The organism is Acinetobacter sp. WU_MDCI_Abxd143 (genome assembly GCF_025514195.1).
In the GTDB taxonomy this organism is placed as follows: domain Bacteria; phylum Pseudomonadota; class Gammaproteobacteria; order Pseudomonadales; family Moraxellaceae; genus Acinetobacter; species Acinetobacter pittii_H.
Map to the genome: position 1 here is coordinate 367,998 of NZ_JAHPTH010000003.1, position 18,557 is coordinate 386,554.

At 40.4% G+C, this 18,557-nt stretch carries 20 protein-coding genes; 12 read left to right on the top strand and 8 right to left on the bottom strand.

Annotation, left to right across the window (positions count from 1 at the left end):
• Positions 1-7: 7 nt before the first annotated feature.
• A complete protein-coding gene (gene gcvA, locus KTI79_RS09795; protein ID WP_086376097.1) occupies positions 8-922 on the bottom strand; it encodes a transcriptional regulator GcvA in 915 nt (304 codons plus the stop codon).
• 184 nt (positions 923-1,106) lie between these two features.
• Between gcvA and KTI79_RS09800 the strand changes: the two genes are divergently transcribed.
• Both KTI79_RS09800 and KTI79_RS09805 read left to right on the top strand, forming a co-directional pair.
• Positions 1,107-1,781: a cupin domain-containing protein gene (locus KTI79_RS09800; protein WP_032053672.1), complete on the top strand. Its 675-nt coding sequence runs from the start codon at positions 1,107-1,109 to the stop codon at positions 1,779-1,781.
• A 9-nt stretch (positions 1,782-1,790) separates the two neighbouring features.
• The gene (locus KTI79_RS09805; protein WP_086376098.1) at positions 1,791-2,978 is read left to right on the top strand and encodes an MFS transporter; all 1,188 of its coding nucleotides are present in this window, start codon (positions 1,791-1,793) and stop codon (positions 2,976-2,978) included.
• A 7-nt stretch (positions 2,979-2,985) separates the two neighbouring features.
• Here KTI79_RS09805 and KTI79_RS09810 read toward each other — a convergent pair whose 3' ends face one another.
• Positions 2,986-3,579: a GNAT family N-acetyltransferase gene (locus tag KTI79_RS09810; protein ID WP_032053670.1), complete on the bottom strand. Its 594-nt coding sequence runs from the start codon at positions 3,577-3,579 to the stop codon at positions 2,986-2,988.
• 42 nt (positions 3,580-3,621) lie between these two features.
• A complete protein-coding gene (locus tag KTI79_RS09815; RefSeq protein WP_032053669.1) occupies positions 3,622-4,257 on the bottom strand; it encodes an FMN-binding negative transcriptional regulator in 636 nt (211 codons plus the stop codon).
• A 115-nt stretch (positions 4,258-4,372) separates the two neighbouring features.
• On the opposite strand from KTI79_RS09815, the gene KTI79_RS09820 reads away from it, so the two are divergent.
• On the top strand, positions 4,373-5,863 hold the full coding sequence (locus KTI79_RS09820; protein WP_086376099.1) for a PLP-dependent aminotransferase family protein: 1,491 nt from the start codon (positions 4,373-4,375) through the stop codon (positions 5,861-5,863).
• A 7-nt stretch (positions 5,864-5,870) separates the two neighbouring features.
• Here KTI79_RS09820 and KTI79_RS09825 read toward each other — a convergent pair whose 3' ends face one another.
• Entirely contained in the window at positions 5,871-6,560 is a 690-nt protein-coding gene (locus KTI79_RS09825) for an LrgB family protein (RefSeq protein WP_001028712.1), read from the bottom strand.
• 12 nt (positions 6,561-6,572) lie between these two features.
• A complete protein-coding gene (locus KTI79_RS09830; RefSeq protein WP_032053667.1) occupies positions 6,573-7,004 on the bottom strand; it encodes a CidA/LrgA family protein in 432 nt (143 codons plus the stop codon).
• Between the two features lie 110 nt (positions 7,005-7,114).
• On the opposite strand from KTI79_RS09830, the gene KTI79_RS09835 reads away from it, so the two are divergent.
• From KTI79_RS09835 to yghU, 3 genes are all read left to right on the top strand, one after another.
• A complete protein-coding gene (locus KTI79_RS09835) occupies positions 7,115-8,020 on the top strand; it encodes a LysR family transcriptional regulator (protein ID WP_032003421.1) in 906 nt (301 codons plus the stop codon).
• A gap of 120 nt (positions 8,021-8,140) precedes the next feature.
• Entirely contained in the window at positions 8,141-8,767 is a 627-nt protein-coding gene (gene yfcF / locus KTI79_RS09840; RefSeq protein ID WP_032053664.1) for a glutathione transferase, read from the top strand.
• Between the two features lie 33 nt (positions 8,768-8,800).
• Complete coding sequence (gene yghU / locus KTI79_RS09845; RefSeq protein WP_032053663.1) at positions 8,801-9,649, top strand: glutathione-dependent disulfide-bond oxidoreductase; 849 nt, start codon at positions 8,801-8,803, stop codon at positions 9,647-9,649.
• A gap of 67 nt (positions 9,650-9,716) precedes the next feature.
• On the opposite strand, the gene KTI79_RS09850 is transcribed toward yghU, so the two are convergent.
• The gene (locus KTI79_RS09850) at positions 9,717-10,124 is read right to left on the bottom strand and encodes a DUF2000 domain-containing protein (RefSeq protein WP_032053662.1); all 408 of its coding nucleotides are present in this window, start codon (positions 10,122-10,124) and stop codon (positions 9,717-9,719) included.
• 156 nt (positions 10,125-10,280) lie between these two features.
• On the opposite strand from KTI79_RS09850, the gene KTI79_RS09855 reads away from it, so the two are divergent.
• The gene (locus KTI79_RS09855) at positions 10,281-10,883 is read left to right on the top strand and encodes a LysE family translocator (RefSeq protein WP_032053661.1); all 603 of its coding nucleotides are present in this window, start codon (positions 10,281-10,283) and stop codon (positions 10,881-10,883) included.
• A 39-nt stretch (positions 10,884-10,922) separates the two neighbouring features.
• Here the strand turns inward: KTI79_RS09855 and KTI79_RS09860 are convergent, their stop codons facing one another.
• Both KTI79_RS09860 and KTI79_RS09865 read right to left on the bottom strand, forming a co-directional pair.
• Positions 10,923-11,747: an AraC family transcriptional regulator gene (locus KTI79_RS09860; RefSeq protein ID WP_086376100.1), complete on the bottom strand. Its 825-nt coding sequence runs from the start codon at positions 11,745-11,747 to the stop codon at positions 10,923-10,925.
• Positions 11,748-11,806: 59 nt separating this feature from the next.
• Entirely contained in the window at positions 11,807-12,709 is a 903-nt protein-coding gene (locus KTI79_RS09865) for a LysR family transcriptional regulator (protein ID WP_032053659.1), read from the bottom strand.
• A 125-nt stretch (positions 12,710-12,834) separates the two neighbouring features.
• On the opposite strand from KTI79_RS09865, the gene KTI79_RS09870 reads away from it, so the two are divergent.
• From KTI79_RS09870 to KTI79_RS09890, 5 genes are all read left to right on the top strand, one after another.
• The gene (locus tag KTI79_RS09870; protein ID WP_032053658.1) at positions 12,835-13,572 is read left to right on the top strand and encodes an SDR family oxidoreductase; all 738 of its coding nucleotides are present in this window, start codon (positions 12,835-12,837) and stop codon (positions 13,570-13,572) included.
• A gap of 238 nt (positions 13,573-13,810) precedes the next feature.
• Entirely contained in the window at positions 13,811-14,320 is a 510-nt protein-coding gene (locus tag KTI79_RS09875) for a rhodanese-like domain-containing protein (protein WP_032053657.1), read from the top strand.
• Positions 14,321-14,338: 18 nt separating this feature from the next.
• Positions 14,339-15,280, top strand: coding sequence for a serine O-acetyltransferase EpsC (gene epsC, locus KTI79_RS09880; protein WP_079284149.1), 942 nt, complete (start codon positions 14,339-14,341; stop codon positions 15,278-15,280).
• Positions 15,281-15,520: 240 nt separating this feature from the next.
• Entirely contained in the window at positions 15,521-16,453 is a 933-nt protein-coding gene (locus tag KTI79_RS09885) for a family 2A encapsulin nanocompartment shell protein (protein WP_001107602.1), read from the top strand.
• Positions 16,428-18,389, top strand: coding sequence for a family 2A encapsulin nanocompartment cargo protein cysteine desulfurase (locus KTI79_RS09890; protein WP_086376101.1), 1,962 nt, complete (start codon positions 16,428-16,430; stop codon positions 18,387-18,389). Before KTI79_RS09885 ends, KTI79_RS09890 begins: the two co-directional genes overlap by 26 nt.
• The last annotated feature ends 168 nt before the right edge of the window (positions 18,390-18,557 follow it).

The following is an 18,557-nucleotide window of genomic DNA, read 5'->3' on the forward strand; positions in this document are numbered from 1 at the left end:
ATTAATTTTATATTCGATGAATTTCTTCAAAAAACCAATTTAGACAGATTTTGACTTTAGGCAAATTTGCGTATTGTGGTCGGTACACCAAATAATAAGAAAAGGGCGATGAGAAATGAATTTGAGGAAATAATCGTATCAAACGCCCGGTTTGTATATCTTTTTGCACCATAACACTACGCGCTAATGCAACACCATGTCCTTCCATTGCAGCCTGTAAAACTGCAGATGAACTGTTGATTTGCATACCACGGCTAATATTGATGTCATTCAAACCTACACTTTTTAGCCAAGATTGCCACCCCGGAAACTGTTGATGTTTTTCCATAGAAAGATCATGAATTAAAGTGATATTCTTTAGATCGTTCGGCGTTAAAAGCGATGAATGTTCATTTAAAAATGTAGGTGAACATACGGGATAAACCTCTTCATCCATAAGTTTAACGGCTTCTAAACCTTGCCATTGTCCTTGACCATATCTGACACCCACATCGACTTTTTGTTCTAAAAAATCTACGGTTTTCAAGTTAATGTCTAAACGAATATCAATATCTGGATATTGTTTTTGAAAATGATCAATTCTTGGTAATAGCCATTTTTCAGCAAAGGCAGGACTCACCGCAATATTAAGAACACCTGATAGAGAATCTTGTTTTAATTTCTCCAAAGCCAAAGTGAGCTTATCAAAACCCGCCCGAATATCCGGTAAAACCGATTCAGCCAGTTCAGTAGCGACCAGTCGTTTTTTACCGTTAGTTTGCCGATGAAACAACGGAAAGCCTAACCAATCTTCGAGTGTACGTACCAATTGCCCCACTGCGGCCGGAGTAACATTTAACTCTTTTGCTGCAGCAGAAAAACTTTTGTGTCGTGCACTGGCTTCAAAAGCACGAAGTGCATTCAAATAAACTGGTGAATTCATAGCGCTAAAGTTTTTCTTTATTGGGTAAGTAGATTATCTCATTTGTACTTATAAATCTTTATTTCTAAAATGCTCTGTAACCTATTCATAACGATTAATTTTTTATATCTTGAGTAGGCTTACTCACTCACTTTATTTATTTTGTTATTGAATAAAGAGAATTTAGTTTACGAGGAGAGTATTCATGTTGATTCATGCCGATTTTTCACGGGCTGTGATTATCAAACCTGAAGACTATCGCTGGGTGAAATCTCCCCGTGGGGAAGTTGATCGTGTCATGCTTGATCGTATTGGCGATGAAATAGCTCGTGCGACCAGTTTGGTGAAATATGCGCCCCATACAACCTTCCCTGAACATCGACATCATCATGGTGAAGAAATCCTCGTACTTTCAGGCGTATTTACTGAAAATCAAAATCTGCACTACTCCGCTGGATGGTATTTACGCAGTCCCCATCAGTCGGGACACCAACCATCGAGTGAAGAAGGTACATTGATTTTTGTCAAACTTATGCAAGTTCCTACGTCAGAAACGCAAACCTTACGGATCAATACCAACGACCCAGCACAATGGCAAGAAATAGGTTCGCGTTTAATTTGCACATTGGTTGATGCAAGTTATGAACACACTTATTTAGAAAAACTCAAGCCGCAGCAACTTTTTACTGAAAAAGCTGAGGGTGGAATCGAAATTTTGATTACCCAAGGTCAATTAGTTGATAAAGAAATAGTTTATGAAACTGGCACATGGATACGCTTACCACCGAAAACACATGCACATTTTCAAGCTGGTTTATCTGGCGCTTCTCTTTATGTAAAAACCGGACACCTAGCCTCAGCCATTGCTGAATATAATTAAAGGCTCTTTATGCTTCAAAATACCATGCACCGCCAAGTATTAATTTTGGCGAGTTCCCAATCCCTTTTCCAAACCGTTTCTGTCATGGTCATGACCATTGGTGGCTTGGCTGGGGCAAATATTGCAAATACCCCAACACTTGCAACGCTGCCCATCGCATCTATGTTTTTGGGTACGGCTTTAATGATGTTCCCTGCATCAATGCTCATGGCACGTGTAGGACGACGTAACGGTTTTCTATTTGGCGCTTTCTTAGGTGTGCTCGGCGGCATTATTGCATCAATTGGTATTTTTTATAGCTCACTCATGCTTCTGGCTCTGGGTACGCTATGTGTCGGGGCCTATCAATCCTTTGCTCAGTTTTACCGTTTTGCTGCCAGTGAAGTGGCAAATGATGCGTTCCGCTCACGCGCTATTTCTTGGGTGATGGCAGGTGGAATTGTTGCAGCACTGATTGGTCCGACTTTAGCCCGTTTTGGTGGACCCTTATTCCAGCATTTAGAATATATCGGTTCATTTTTAATTATTAGTATCATCTCACTTGTGGCAATGGGCATTTTATCTAGCTTACATATAGCTGATACAGTTGAGCAAAAGTCTGACTTTACTGCTGGTCGTCCGTGGCAACAGATTTTCTTTCAGCCTACCTATCTAGTTGCTCTGTTTGGTGCAGTCACAGGTTATGGCATTATGATTTTAGGTATGACCGCAACACCCATTGCCATGCGACATTCACACCATGAACTTGGATCAATTACGACAGTCATTCAGCTACATGTGCTTGGTATGTTTCTGCCTTCATTTTTTACTGGAAACTTAATTGCTCGCTTTGGTGTGCTTAAAATCATGTTTGCAGGTATTTTATTATTTGTCTGCTATATCGGATTTGCTCTCTCAGGTATTCAGTTCGCATCTTTTGCTATCTCGCTCATTTTATTAGGTGTGGGATGGAACTTTTTATTTATTGGCAGTACTTCTTTACTCACAGGAACCTATTCCTTGGCTGAAAAAGCCAAGGCCCAAGCCATTAACGATATGACCGTTTTTGTTGTCGGTTTGATTTGTTCGTTTAGTGCAGGTGCTTTACTGGATTTATTCGGCTGGAAAGCAATGAATATGGCTTTAATACCATGGTTGGTGATTGCCGCAGCTTCTCTCTTCTGGCTAAGCCAAAAAAGAGAAAAGCAGGTTGTTTAAATTCTTTTTAACGCGGTTTGCTCAATAGCCATTCTAGATTTTGACGGACCGCAGGCCACTCATGTTTTAAAATACTGTAAACGTGAGTGTCCCGCAAAATATCATCTTTCACAATTTGATGGCTTCTTAGCACACCGTCTAGCTTTGCACCCAAGCGTACAATCGCGGCTTGACTTTGAACATTTAAAGAAGATGTGCGTAACTCAACCGCAATACAGTTTAAAGTCTCAAATGCATGAGCCAACAATAGCTTTTTACATTCAGTATTTACAGGCGTACGTTGTGCAGACTTTCGATACCATGTTGAGCCAATTTCTACACGGCGATGGGCTTCTTCAATATGCATTAAAGTTGTCATGCCCAGCGCTCGCCCCGTTTTTCGGTCTTCAATATAAAATGGCAACATAGAGCCGGATTTTTGCAAATCAAGACGTCTTTCAATTTCAGCAGTCATCTGTTCAGGTCTTGGCACACGGGTATACCAAAGATTATAGAGTTCCCCATCGCAAACGGCCTCTTTGAGCGCTTCAGCTTGAGTTACATCTAGCGGCTTTAAAATAACGTGTTCACCCAATAACTCAACAGGTGTAGTCCAAGACATCTTTATCTCCTCAATTGATATTAAGCTTTTATATTTTCAAAATTATTTATTTAACTCAGCCACACTGTACATGGCATTCGCTATAGTTTGATGACCAGATTTCGATAGGCCATCTGCCGCGCCTAAAATGTCCTGGCGTTCTTTGTTTTGCCCAAGTTTTGATTTTCCTTGCAGCTTAGTAATTTCAATTTCTATGCCCACAATGGCTTTTAACATCGGTTCAAGATAGTCTTTTGGTGCATCGGACATTTTCCATGGTTCAGGTTGAGATGCTTCATGAGTACGGGTTAAACGAGCCACTACACCACGAACATAGCGTTCATCATCTCGAATCGTCACTTTTCCATAAGCATGCACAACCCTATAGTTCCATGTGGGTACTTGTCTGTGCTGTTCATGTTTAGATGGATACCAGTTTGGTGAAATATAAGCATCGCCTGCTTGAAAAACGACCAACACCTCATCTCCATTTTTAATGTCCTGCCAGACTGGATTAACTCTAGACACATGCGCACGTAGTACACCCAATTCCCCTTCGCTTGCCTGTAATTCGAATGGAAGATGGTTTACATCTAAGCCATTACTACCATGCGTAAAAAGCACCCCAAATGGATAGTCTGCAATAAGAGAATGCAATACATCCAAACAGTTTTCTGCAAAATCATCAGGGATATACATGGCTAAAAACCTCGCTGTAAATATCAGGGCTATTTATATTTTGTGTTGTAAATTTTCTGGTTTATGTGGTTTATTAAAAAGAACCACTATGTATTTTTTTAAGTAGACCAGAATTATGGCAAGAATGGCAAAAGTTGTAGAACTTCCGTCGATTGCAAAGATTGATAAAAGCCAAGGAAAGATAAGTGCTCAACTGACTCAAGCTTTACGCGAAGCTGTACAAAGTGGTGATTTACAGCCAGGCGATCCATTGCCTTCTTCTCGTGAACTGGCTCAAACACTTGAGGTCGCACGAGGAACCATTATTGAAGCTTATGATCAGCTTTTAGCTGAAGGTGTGTTTGACTCTCAACCACGAACTGGCACTTATGTGTCTCATGCTTTGGTTAAAACATCTGTAATACAACACTCATCAAAAGAAAATAAACCTAACTCGATATCGTTGACCAAATCGGCACGTTCTTATGCCAAAGTGCTTGATGAATTTAAGCCACTTCCTCATGTTCCTTTTGCGGTATCTGTCCCCGTCGGTCGTACTCAACCAAGTGATATCTGGCGTAAATTTGGTAATAAATTTAGATCTCGGGGTGCAAGTGCTCCATCAGGTTATGGTGAACCTCAAGGGGTGTTATCACTAAGAATTGCTATAGCAGACTATGTACGACGCTCACGTTCTGTCCACTGCGAACCTGAACAAATTGTGATTACACCTGGCATTCAACAGTCACTTTATATTTGTAGCCAGATTTTATTTGAAGCAAAAGATGAAGTTTGGATTGAAGAACCAGCTTATCGCGGTACAACAGCCATTTTTGAACATGCTGTACAAAACATTCGGATGGTGCGTGTTCCTGTTGATGAAGAAGGTATTCAAGTTGAAACCGGAATTAAACTTTCTAAACATGCACGTGCTGCTTTTGTGACACCGTCTCACCAATATCCACTTGGTATGCCAATGAGTCTAGCAAGGCGTACAGCTTTATTAGCTTGGGCAAAACAGCAAAATGCATGGATCATTGAAGATGACTATGACAGTGAACTCCGTTATAACGGTCAGCCCTTCCCATCCTTACAAGGCATGGCACCCGACCAAGTCATTTATCTTGGGACTTTCAGTAAAGTCTTATTTCCGTCACTTAGACTTGGCTATGCAGTGTTACCTAAAGAATTGGTGGCGCCATTTTGTGGGCTTAGAGTCTTAATTGATCGGCACCCGCCTGCTGCCGACCAGTATGTTTTGGCTGCTTTTATTCAAGAAGGCTATTTAGAGCGACATATTCGCCGTACTCGAAATGTTTACGCAGAAGTCCGTGAATACATTATTGGCTTGATTGAAAAATACATACCTCAAGAACTGGCTTGGTTACAGCCGGGCGATCAAGGCATGCATATGGTGTTATGGCTTGCTCATCATATTAATGACATTGAAGTTGCAAGCTCAGCAGTCGATGCAGGCATTGCCATTAAAGCAATTTCACCGACATTTTCAATAGAGCAACAACGTTCGGGGTTAATTGTTGGCTTAGGCGATTTTGAACCTGAACTGATGCAACAAGCTATCAAAAAACTATCAAAGATTATTCAACAACATGACAAGCCGACTTAGACAAAGCCTACAACAGCAACCATAGATGAATCGCAAATGGTCCAATCAGTACCATTAAAATACCAGCAATAACCATGGTCAAACTGGCAATTACACCTTCTTCACTATTGCGCTGCTGTGCTCTGACTGTACCAAAACCATGCGCTGCATTGCCGAAGGCTGCCCCATTTGCCACATTAGAACGGATTTTAGTAATCGCTAAAATTGCATCACCACAAATCATACCGACCAAACCCGTAATGACGGTAAATAAAGAAACCAATGCTGCCGAACCGTGAATATCTTCCGCTAAAATCATGGCAAATGGTGTTGAAATAGAACGGGCCATCAAACTATTGGTGACTTCAGGGCTAAAGTGGAACCACTGTGCCATTTCATAGGCTGACATCACACCAACACTCATCCCCACAATAATTGCAATCGAAAGGACCCCAAGGTTTTTACGAATCGTTTCCCGATAGCGATAAATCGGTATAGCGAAAGCTACCGTTGCAGGACCTAATAAATTAACAATCCACTGGGTATCTTCTGAATAAGTTTGGTATGAAATTCCAAAAATCGTCATCAAAATGATGGTAAGTACAGGCACACTAATTGCGGGTGATAACCAAAGTTTTGGATGTTTTTGATAGATTCGCTTTGCCACAACATAAGCGACCAAAGTCCAGATGAGACAAAGAATTGACCAGATATTCATGTCGTTTGCTCTTTAGATATGCTTATGTTGAAGACGTTTTCGAGCCTGTAAATAAGCTTTCAAACGATTGTAATAGTGAATCGTCAGACATGTACTTAGCATGACCGAAATGGTCCCAACCGCAATGCTCAGAACAATTTGCCAACCTTCGGTCATAAACAAGGTTTTATACTGCACTACAGCGACCACAACGGGCACGAAAAACAGTAATAGCTCACCCAAAACCACGGTTGCTCCCATTGCCACCTGATCCATTTTGATAATTTTAAAGAACAGGCATAAAAGCAATAAAAACATACCTAAAATGCCTGCTGAGACAGGTACACCAAGTTTTTGATGTAATAGATATCCGACCCACCAAAATCCAGCCAAAATCAAAATTTGTTTAACTAAAACTAAAAGTGAAGGTTGTGTGGTTGTTCCAGAAGCAGATTCAGTACTCATTTTGCGAAATTAGATGGTTAACTACACCATTATGCTATCTTGGTTAAAGCTGCTAAATATGAATTATTCATGTTAATATTATTCTAAAATGGAATAATTTATTCTTTACTATGCTTTCTTTAAAATCACTACAGTGCTTCGTTACGCTGGTAAAAACTAAAAGCTTTACACGTACTGCTGAAGAGTTGTATCTGACTCAACCCACTATTAGTAAAATATTACAGCAGCTTGAAGAGCAACTTCAGGTACAGCTTTTGGTTAAACCCGATCATGGCCGTAAAAGACAAATCGAGTTAACTGAAATTGGAGAGCGCATTTATCAACATGCGATTGAGCTTCTTCAGGCAGAACAGAACATCTTTCTTGAAATTGAAAACTACCAACAATTAAAAACTGGGACTTTAAAACTTGGCGTTCCGCCTTTAGGCTCGCAGCTCTTAACGACTGCCCTGTTTGATTATCATCAGCAATTACCAGATATTGAATTGGCTTTTATGGAGGTTGGTTCACGCGGTATTGAGCAAGCTTTGCTTAACAATGAGTTGGACGTTGGCGTTTTATTGCAGCCTTTTGATGAGCAAATCTTTAATAGCATTGAGCTATGTAACTACCCTTTAATGGTACTTTTACGTCGTGATGCGACTTGGGCAACCCGTAAAAAAATAAATCTAGAAGAGTTACAACACCAATCATTTTTAATGTTTCCTGAAAATTTCTCTTTAAACAGTATTATTCTCGATGCCTGTAAGCAGCATGGTTTTTACCCAACTATTGCTTGCCGGACCAGCCAATGGCACCTTTTGGCAGACATGGTGTTACAACGTATGGGGATTGCGCTTCTCCCGCAATATTATACAGACATGCTTGACCCTACTTTATTTGCAGCAGTACCGCTCGAAAAACCAAATATTCAGTGGCACTTAGTGATGGCTTGGAAAAAAAATCTTCCTGTCTCACCAGCGGTACAGGCATGGCTTAGTATTGTTCGTCAGCATTTTCAACACATTAAGCCCTAACGTTGAACACTGAAATGACTTAATTCAAAAACCGATAAAGCTTTTCCACAAAAAAGCTACCCAATCTTGGATCAGCTCACTTAGACTAGATCCGATTGTTTTATGACATGGACAATAACAATGAATAATGAACATTTTAAGCTGTACACAGATTCACAATTTCTAAGCCCCTATGCGTTTACAGTTTTTGTAGGACTACACGAAAAACAAATTCCATTTGAAATAGCAACTATCAACTTAGGCCAGCAAGGCCAGTTTGAAAAATCTTATGTAGAAAAGTCATTAACTGCCAAAGTGCCTGTACTCGAACATAACGATTTTGCCTTATCAGAATCCTCCACCATTTTGGAATATCTTGAAGAGCTTCATCCAGACACAGCTATTTATCCAAAAGATATTCAAGCGCGTGCAAGAGCACGACAAATTCAAGCATGGCTCAGATCAGACTTGGTGGCATTAAGAACTGAACGACCAACCGATGTTATTTTTATTCAGCCCAAGTCCACTCCACTTTCAGAAGAAGGCAAAAAAGCAGCCGATAAACTTTTCTTTGTTGCAGAAAAACTTCTTGCGTCTGATGCCGAATTTCTTTTTGGCTCATGGAGCATTGTGGATGCTGAACTTGCCCTAATGTTGCAACGCCTTATTCAAAATGGTGATGCTGTACCACAGCGTTTAAAAAACTATGCATTACAGCAATGGCAACGACCGACCGTACAAAAATGGCTTGCCTTGCGGCATAAATAATCCCTTATATTTACACCAAACATGAGATAAAAAATGAGTGATTCAAACTATATTCCTCCACAAGTTTGGCAATGGACTGGAGAGAAAACCGATTTAAACCAACCTACCTCAGGTGCGCGTTACGAGCATACACTTCCAGTAGGAAAACATCCGCTTCAGCTCTATTCTTTAGCAACACCTAATGGTCAAAAAGTCACTATTTTGCTAGAAGAGCTTTTAGCATTAGGTCATCAAGATGCTGAATATGATGCATGGCTGATTAAAATCGGTGAAGGACAGCAATTTGGTAGTGGCTTTGTAGAAATTAATCCAAACTCTAAAATTCCAGCGTTAGTTGACCATAGCCAAAACCCACCATTAAGAGTGTTTGAATCTGGCTCAATTTTGCTTTATTTGGCTGAAAAGTTTAAAGCTTTCATTCCAACTGATATTGCTGCACGTACTGAATGTCTCAATTGGTTATTCTGGCAAATGGGCAGCGCGCCCTACTTAGGTGGTGGTTTTGGGCATTTTTATGCTTATGCACCCGTTAAAATTGAATATGCAATTAACCGCTTTGCCTTGGAAACGAAACGTTTACTTGATGTGTTAGATAAGCATCTAGCAAAAAACGAATATTTGGCTGGTTCTGAATATAGCATCGCTGATATTGCAGCATTCCCTTGGTATGGCGGTCTTGTTAAAAACTGGGTATATAACGGCGCGGAGTTTTTAGGTGTCGATCAATATAAAAATATTCAACGTTGGGCAGATGCGATTTTAGAGCGTCCTGCGGTACAACGTGGCCGTATGGTCAACCGTACTTTTGGTGACTTAGCTACACAGTTGCATGAACGCCATGATGCCAGCGATTTTGAGACCAAGACTCAAGATAAAGTTTAATTATTATTTTTAAATAAAACCCACTTTTGCTCAAAAAGTGGGTTTTATCATTCTTCCAATAAAAATCTTATTGATGCAAAGAAAGTCCCTTAATTGCCTTATCAACTGCCTTTTTAGGTCCTCTTAACGCTACTCCGACCAAATTTAATTGATTCGCATCTTCGGTCAAAAATACAGCTCGATTATCCTCATCATTGCCTGTAGAAAACATGGCATGTACATAGGGAATTATCGTTAAATCTTGCTCTATTCCTTTGCGATGTGTTTTTTGTAGACCAGATAAATCCCCCTCAAATACCAACATCGGTTGCCCTAGCATGTTGCCATACTCATAGCCATTTGCATCGATATAAGGTTTCCCCAACATTTCAGGTGCAGCAGAGGCAATCCCCGTTGCCAAAAAAGCCACCACATTTAATCTCTGCCACGTCGCAAGATCATTACGGACAATCAGCGCAATTTTTGTATCAAACATAAATCTCTTTCCTGAATCATTTATTTTAGGCCGCTCATCATGACTCATTCAGATTTTTCTCGTCTTGTACGTTTGTGCAGGAGCCATCACAAACGTACAAGACCCTAAATTTACGAGTCACTATGCTGGGTTGTTTTTTGTTTCAGTAGATACGTTATGGAAATCTTTTTTTATACCTTGAGTGTGATGTATAGCCCCGGTCCAGTAAATTTTATGGGACTAAACGCTGGGCTAACCGGGCAATTCAAAAGAACAATTTATTTTTTTATGGGTGTCGGTTGTGCAATGCTGATGTTATTCATGATTTTTGGATATATCGGGACCGCGATCATTCCACAAAATGCCTTGCACTATATTGCGTTGTTTGGTGCACTTTATACGTTTTATCTTTCATATCAAATGTTAAAGTCAGATATCGATATTCGTGATGAAACCACTGGAGTACAGACTTTATCTTTCTGGAACGGTTTTTGGATACAAGTCTTAAATCCCAAAGGGATTTTAGTGATTTTGCCTGTTACAACCATTATGTACCCCACCGCACATATCATTGGTATTCAAATCTTCTTAGTGTCATTGCTCATTTCAATTGGAGCAGCTAGCGCGCCCTGCCTTTACTCTTGGGCAGGTGCAGTGTTAGGTAAAAAAATTAAAAATAAAAATTGGTTTAATCGTATAAACCAAGCCATGGGATTGATGCTAATCATCTCTGGCATATTTATGCTTTATGATTTTTTGAAAGGCATGAACCTAATTTAAGATAAAGTCTATGTCAGCCTAAACAGGCTGGCTTTTAAATCACTTGTTTAAGAAGAGCTTATTGATCATCCGCCATCTGGCTGGAGTCAATACAAATGCTTTTAGAAAATGTCGTGTCATATGGCTTTGTTCAAAAAATCCTGCAATCAATGAAGCTTGAGTTAAGGACTCTCCATACATCAAACAGGACTTCACAACTTCCAGTCTGCGCATAGTCATATATCGATGTGGACTTGTACCAAACAGTAGTCGAAAATCGCGCGAAAGACTCCAGCGGTCTCGTCCCACATTTTTTTCAATATCAGCTAAAGAAATATTTTCATATAAAGAGGCATGTATAAATTCTCTAGCACGCTCCGCTGCAATATAGTCATAAGAATGTGAGGTTCGCTGATTATTACCAGAAATTTCGTAAAGTGTGGTTGCCAGATCATATAAAGCATCTTGTTTTTCTAAAGGATCAATACGCTGGTCCATCCCCTGTAATAAAACATCAGTTGCCTTAAATAACCGAGGATCCTGACTCAAGCCATTTTCAAAAAATGGTAAAGGCTTACCCTTCATTATTTCCTGTAGGGTTGCAGGTTCTACATACACCATCCGATATCTAAAACCATCTCGCGTACCTGACTCTCCATCATGTTTTTCATCAGGATGTAAAACCATCGTAATACCCGGCAAGCTATGTTTCATCTCTCCGCGGTAATGAAAACTTTGAACACCTATTAATGTTCGACCAATTGCAAAAGTATCATGGCGATGTGACTCATAAGCATGATCGGTAAAAAAGGCTTCAATTCGTTCTAGGCTATTCGGGTCAGAATTCCTAACAATCCAATCATTTGCATTGGGTAATTCAATCACATATTCACCAAAATTTTATATGTGCTAGAGAGCATTCTACCTATACGTTTACGCTATCGTTATTTTGAAAAATAGCCTGTATATAACTCACTCAGCCAAGCGACAAAAACCCGTACGCGTGGCGAGAGCTGCCGATGCTGCGGATATAAAGCAGAAACTGACATCTTCGGGATTTCCCATTCAGATAAAACCTCAACCAGTTGCCCGTCTTTTAACTCATTCGCCACATGATAGCGCGGGACCTGAATTAAACCTGCCCCACGTAAAGCAGATAATACATAGTTTTCAGCATCATTTACCGCGATCCAGCTTTTTAAAAAATAATCTTGTTTTTTACCGTTCACCATCAATTCAAATGGATAATTTCGCCCGCCTGTTGTCGAGAAGAAATTAACACAATAGTGTGATAACAAATCTTCTGGTTGCTTTGGCGTTCCATGTTTATTTAAATAGTTAGGACTTGCACAAATGACTTGTGGCATATCGACCAAATGCCTAGCAATTAAAGTGGAATCATCTAAACGCCCCGCTCTCACTACACAGTCTATCCCTTCTCTAATCAGATCAACCAAGCGATCTCCCGTACTAATTACCAGTTCAATGTCGGGATACAACTCGTGAAATTGGTCGATATTGGGTAAAACAATTTTAGTTGCATGTGCGCCTGATAAATCGACACGTAATAAACCACGGGGCTGTGCAATTACATTGCGTAAAGACGATTCGGCATCATCGAGTTCCGATAATATTTGTGTACAACGCTCATAAAATGCTTGTCCATCTAGTGATGGCCTTACATGCCGAGTCGTCCTCTCTAGCAAACGGCACTGTAAGTTATTCTCTAACTCCTTAATGGCATTACTTGCAGTAGCACGTGGGATATTTAGCTGATCGGCTGCCTGACTAAAACTACCCAGTTCTACAATGCGGGTAAAAAGTTGCAAGGTATCAAATTTATCCATAGTGTTCGCTTTTAACCCTACCCATTATTAATTTATATGGAATTATCATATCCAATTCTGATGATTTATCCCATATTTCTATATTATTAAAATAAGCCATACCTACTCAAATAGGCAATCTAAAAATGAATATTTCAAGAAAAACAGCTCTGGTTACTGGTGCATCACGTGGTATTGGCCGTGCTATCGCAGAACGTTTAGCCCAAAATGGTTTTTATGTGGTTGTTAACTATGCTGACAATAAAGTGCATGCCCAAGCCACTGTAGAACATATTATTGAGCAAGGTGGTCAAGCCTCAGCTATTCAAGCGGACGTTGCAAATGAACATGAGGTGAGCCGTTTGTTTCAAGAAGCAAAGGCCATTAACGGTCGAATAGATGTTGTAGTTCATAGTGCTGGTATTATGCCTATGGCAAAAATTACACCTGAAAGCCTGCCAGATTTCGACAAAGTGATTCATACCAATTTACGTGGTGCGTTTTTAATATTGGCGCATGCGGCCGAAACTGTGCCAGATGGTGGTCGGATTATTGCGCTTTCAACCAGTGTAATTGCCAAATCTTTTCCGGCATATGGTCCTTATATTGCTTCAAAAGCAGGTGTCGAAGGTTTGGTACATGTGTTAGCAAATGAGTTACGTGGACGCAATATCACTGTAAATGCTGTTGCGCCTGGCCCGACAGGCACTGACCTTTTTTACAATGGAAAAACTGAAGAGCAAGTGGCAGCTATTGCAAAACTTGCTCCATTGGAACGAATCGGGACACCTGACGAAATTGCTGGCGTAGTTGCCATGCTGGCTGGTCCAGATGGGCGCTGGGTAAACTCTCAAGTCATTCGTGTAAATGGTGGATTTGCTTAATTTTAAAAACCGTGCGAATTATTTTAATTTGTACGGTTTTTTACTAAATAATAAAATTTCTTAAATCTATTTTATTTTAATAACTTTATAAAATTAACTAATACTAATTTATATAAAATATTCATCGCTCTTATTTATCAAAATAATATATATAAATAGATATTCCTTATTTTTGCTTATATTTAAAACCGCGTAAATTGAACCTTAACAATCTGAATCAAAGATAAGGATATATTCAATGAACGCTAAATTAAATACTGATACTCCGCAAAGTTTTATCTCAAATGGTTCAAATACGTCCTTTTCAGCCGAAGATATTCTTGCTAAAGCACAGCAATATGCACAAGAACACGAACTAAATTTTAGTGGCAGTTTATCACCTGTTGAAGCATGGCAACTCGTACAACAAGGAGAAGCTGTTTTAGTTGATGTGCGCACCCATGAAGAACGCAAATTTGTGGGTTATGTCCCTGAAAGTGTTCATGTTGCTTGGGCAACAGGCACGTCATTTAACCGTAATCCACGCTTTTTAAAAGAACTTGAATCAAAAGCTGGCAAAGACAAAACCATTCTTTTGCTATGCCGTAGTGGCAACCGTTCAGCACAAGCTGCCGAAGCCGCATTTAATGCAGGGTTTGAGCACATTTATAACGTTCTTGAAGGCTTCGAAGGCGATCTAAATGATCAGCAACAGCGTAATCAGAAAAATGGCTGGCGCATCCATCAACTTCCTTGGCAACAAGACTAATACTTCAATCAATTATCAGTGAATCAAGGAAAGCTTGTGACTCAATGGAACATTAATGCGGTTGTACAAGGTTTACAACAAGCAAGGCATGACTGGCGTCAGCAACAGCACAGAACAAAAGAATTTGGGGGCCGTGAACTTCCATCTAAAGAAGCTTTAAAAGCCATTTTAGATGACCTGTGCGGGATTTTATTTCCAATGCGTTTAGGCCCTGCTGACTTACGTCAAGAAACTGAAGATTCTTATATTGCCTATACTTTAAATCGGGTACTCACAGCCTTACATGCTCAAGTACAACTGGCTTTAAATTATGAAGCAAAACGTCATTTGAGTCATTCGAACACAGTCCAACAGCCAGACGAACTTGCTCAAACTATTGTGCAGGATTTTGCCAACACTTTGCCATCTATACGACGTCTTTTAGACGGCGATGTGCGAGCGGCTTATGAAGGTGATCCGGCAGCACATAGTGTAGATGAAGTATTACTCTGCTATCCGGGCATATTTGCGATTATTTATCACCGAATTGCGCATCAGCTCTATGCTCAAGTGCCTTTATTGTCACGCATTATTTCGGAATTGGCCCATTCTGCTACGGGTATTGATATTCATCCGGGTGCGCAAATTGGTAAAGGATTTTTCATTGATCATGGTACGGGTGTGGTGATTGGTGAGACTTGCGTGATTGGGGAACGCGTTCGTATTTATCAGGCCGTGACTCTTGGAGCAAAACGCTTTGAAACCAATGATGATGGTGCTTTGAAAAAAGACTATACACGCCATCCGATTGTTGAAGATGATGTCGTGATTTATGCAGGCGCCACTATTTTAGGTCGTATTACCATTGGCCGAGGGTCAATTATTGGGGGAAATGTTTGGCTAACCCATAGTGTTACTGCAGGTAGTCAGATTTTACAGTCACCGAATGAGTCTTATCAAAAAAATCATATTGCCAGTTAAAAACTATAGATGTGAAATAAATAGATAAGGAGATGAATAAACAAAAGACTTATGTATTAATAAAATGCTTATTTCTAGTTTAAATATATTTTTATTTAGAAAATAGATAACGCATTAATAAGCTCAGCATTTAAAAAATTTATAACGCGATTTTAATTTTAAAACCAGAACTAATTCTAGTTTATATACATCCTAGAATTTTTATTTTCAAAAAGCCAATGTAATAAGGAAAAATGATTCATGGCGAAAAATACAGACAAAGCCCAACTTGCACTTGGGGACCACGCAGCGCGTCAACTGGCTAATGCGACCAAGACAGCTCCCCAACTTTCCACGATTACTCCCAGATGGCTGACTCACTTACTGCAATGGCTTCCTGTTGAAGCAGGTATTTATCGCCTAAACCGTGTAAATAATACCGATGATATTCAGGTGGCTTGTACACAACGTGATGAAGCAACTTTGCCACAAACTTTTGTTGATTATGACCCAGAGCCACGTGAATACTTTTTAAATGGTGTATCTACTGTTTTAGATGTGCATACACGTGTTGCCGACCTTTACAGCAGCCCACATGACCAAATTAAAGAACAGCTTCGCTTAACCATTGAAACCATTAAAGAACGTCAAGAAAGTGAGCTTATCAATAACCCTGAATACGGTTTACTAGCAAGTGTGACAGATGACCAACGTATTTCGACTTTAAATGGCCCACCTACTCCTGATGATCTTGATGATTTGCTACGTAAAGTCTGGAAAGAACCGGGATTTTTCCTAGCACACCCTGATGCGATTGCAGCATTTGGACGTGAATGTACACGCCGTGGTGTGCCACCTCCAACGGTTAGCTTATTTGGTTCGCAATTCATTACATGGCGCGGAATTCCACTCATTCCATCAAATAAAATTCCTGTAGAAGATGGCAAAACTAAAATCTTGTTGCTTCGTGTAGGTGAAAAGCGTCAAGGGATTGTTGGTTTATTCCAACCAGGTCTTGCTGGTGAACAGTCACCAGGGCTTTCAGTACGCTTTATGGGAATCAACCGTAACGCGATTGCGTCGTATCTAATCTCGTTATATTGCTCACTTGCAGTACTCACTGATGATGCGTTGGCAGTATTAGATGATGTGGAGGTGGACAAATATCATGACTACCCAGTTAACTACAAGTAATCTGCAAGGTAGTCCAACGGGGCCTGAAGTGACTGGTGTTAACCCACCAGCCAACTTCCCTGATGAGTCCACCATTGCTCGACTTGCTAATGAGTTTTTTTCAGCATTACCAAGCTCAGGCAGTTCAGCTTCTCCATCGGGCCTTAACTTGGACTTACCTGTCGGAGCGCCACCGCACCCACCACAACCAGGTGAACCATTCTCTGCTCTCAGTGGTCGTGCGCCCAATATCGCCTTTCAGAAAAGTCTCAATCCGGAATTTCCTGAGCATATTCCAAATTTGCCAGACTACCCTGAACGCCGAATTGTAGCGTCTGCGCCTGTGGTTGGTGGAGCTAATTTGCCACGCCCACCATTTGAACCACATTTGCCACAAGGTGCTCATAGTGAACCTAATGTGCCACGCATTGAACCAAACTTACCCACTGGTACAGGTGAGTCACCTTATTATTTTTTAAATGATTTTTCTGCTCCCAATGCAGCCGAACCGTCTGTTAAAGGTGTTGAAGATAATTATTCGGTTGCGCAGTCTTTTCAGTTGCCACATGGTGACCAGCTAAAGTCCTTACTGACGGAAGATCGTTTTGCAACGAACACGCCTCCCCAAAGTTCAGCAAGCTCTGCATTTTACTTTTTAGACTTGCCTCAAAGTGGACAAAGTTATAGTCACTATCAACCGTCGCAACCTACTTTTGTAGCAAGTAGTGCTCAACCACTCGATGTGCATGCCATACGTCGCGATTTTCCAATTTTACAGGAACGCGTCAACGGTCGACCTTTGGTCTGGTTTGATAATGCAGCCACTACACAAAAACCGCAGCGCGTGATTGATCGAATTGCTTATTTTTATCAGCATGAAAACTCAAATATTCACCGTGCTGCCCATGAGTTAGCGGCTCGTGCAACAGATGCCTATGAGCATGCAAGAAATGTAGTTGCCCGATTTATTGGTGCACCCTCTTCTAAAGAAATTATCTTTGTTCGAGGAACAACCGAAGGCATTAACCTGATTGCAAACACATGGGGTGAGCAAAATATTGGCGAAGGTGATGAAATTATTGTTTCTCACTTAGAACACCATGCCAATATTGTGCCTTGGTATCAACTCACTAAAAAAACTGGAGCAAAATTAAGAGTCATTCCTGTTGATGACACGGGCCAGATTATTTTAGAAGAGTTACCAAAACTGATTAATGAACGTACTAAACTGCTGTCAATTACTCAAGTTTCGAATGCTTTAGGCACAGTCACACCTGTTGCTGAAGTCATTAAAATTGCCCATGCCAAAGGTGTACGCGTTTTAGTTGACGGTGCTCAATCTGTTTCGCACATCCCTACCAATGTACAAGCTCTCGATGCAGACTTTTTTGTGTTTTCTGGACATAAAGTGTTTGGGCCGACGGGCATTGGTGCGGTATATGCCAAACCAGAGTTGCTAGAAAGCATGCCTGTATGGGAAGGCGGCGGTAACATGATTCAGGATGTGGCCTTCGAACAGGTAGTTTACCAACCTGCACCAAACAAGTTTGAAGCTGGAACTGGAAACATTGCCGATGCTGTTGGTTTAGGTGCTGCACTTGAATATGTTGAAAGTCTAGGCATTCATAACATTGCTCGCTATGAACATGATTTACTCGAATATGGTCAAAATGCGCTGAGTAGTGTGTCAGGTTTACGTTTGATCGGAACCGCACATCACAAAGCCAGTGTGATGTCCTTTACCTTACAAGGCTATTCAACTGAACAAGTGGGCAAAGCTTTAAATCAACATGGTATTGCCGTACGTTCTGGCCATCACTGTGCACAGCCAATTTTACGTCGTTTTGGTGTAGAACAGACCGTGCGTCTGTCTTTGGCTTTTTATAACACAACTGAAGAAATTGATTTATTGGTTTCGGTGTTACATCAACTGACGCGTAATAGGCGTAGCAATTAAATCTATTTCTAGACTAGAAAAGACTGCTTTTGAGCGGTCTTTTTTATAAATTATTTACTGAAATTGCTTGAGCTAAACTTTATATACCGTATGAAAAGGTCAAAGTGACTATCACAGCGAAGTCTTATTATTTTAAATTCGATTTCTGAATTAGCCTTCGGCTAGACT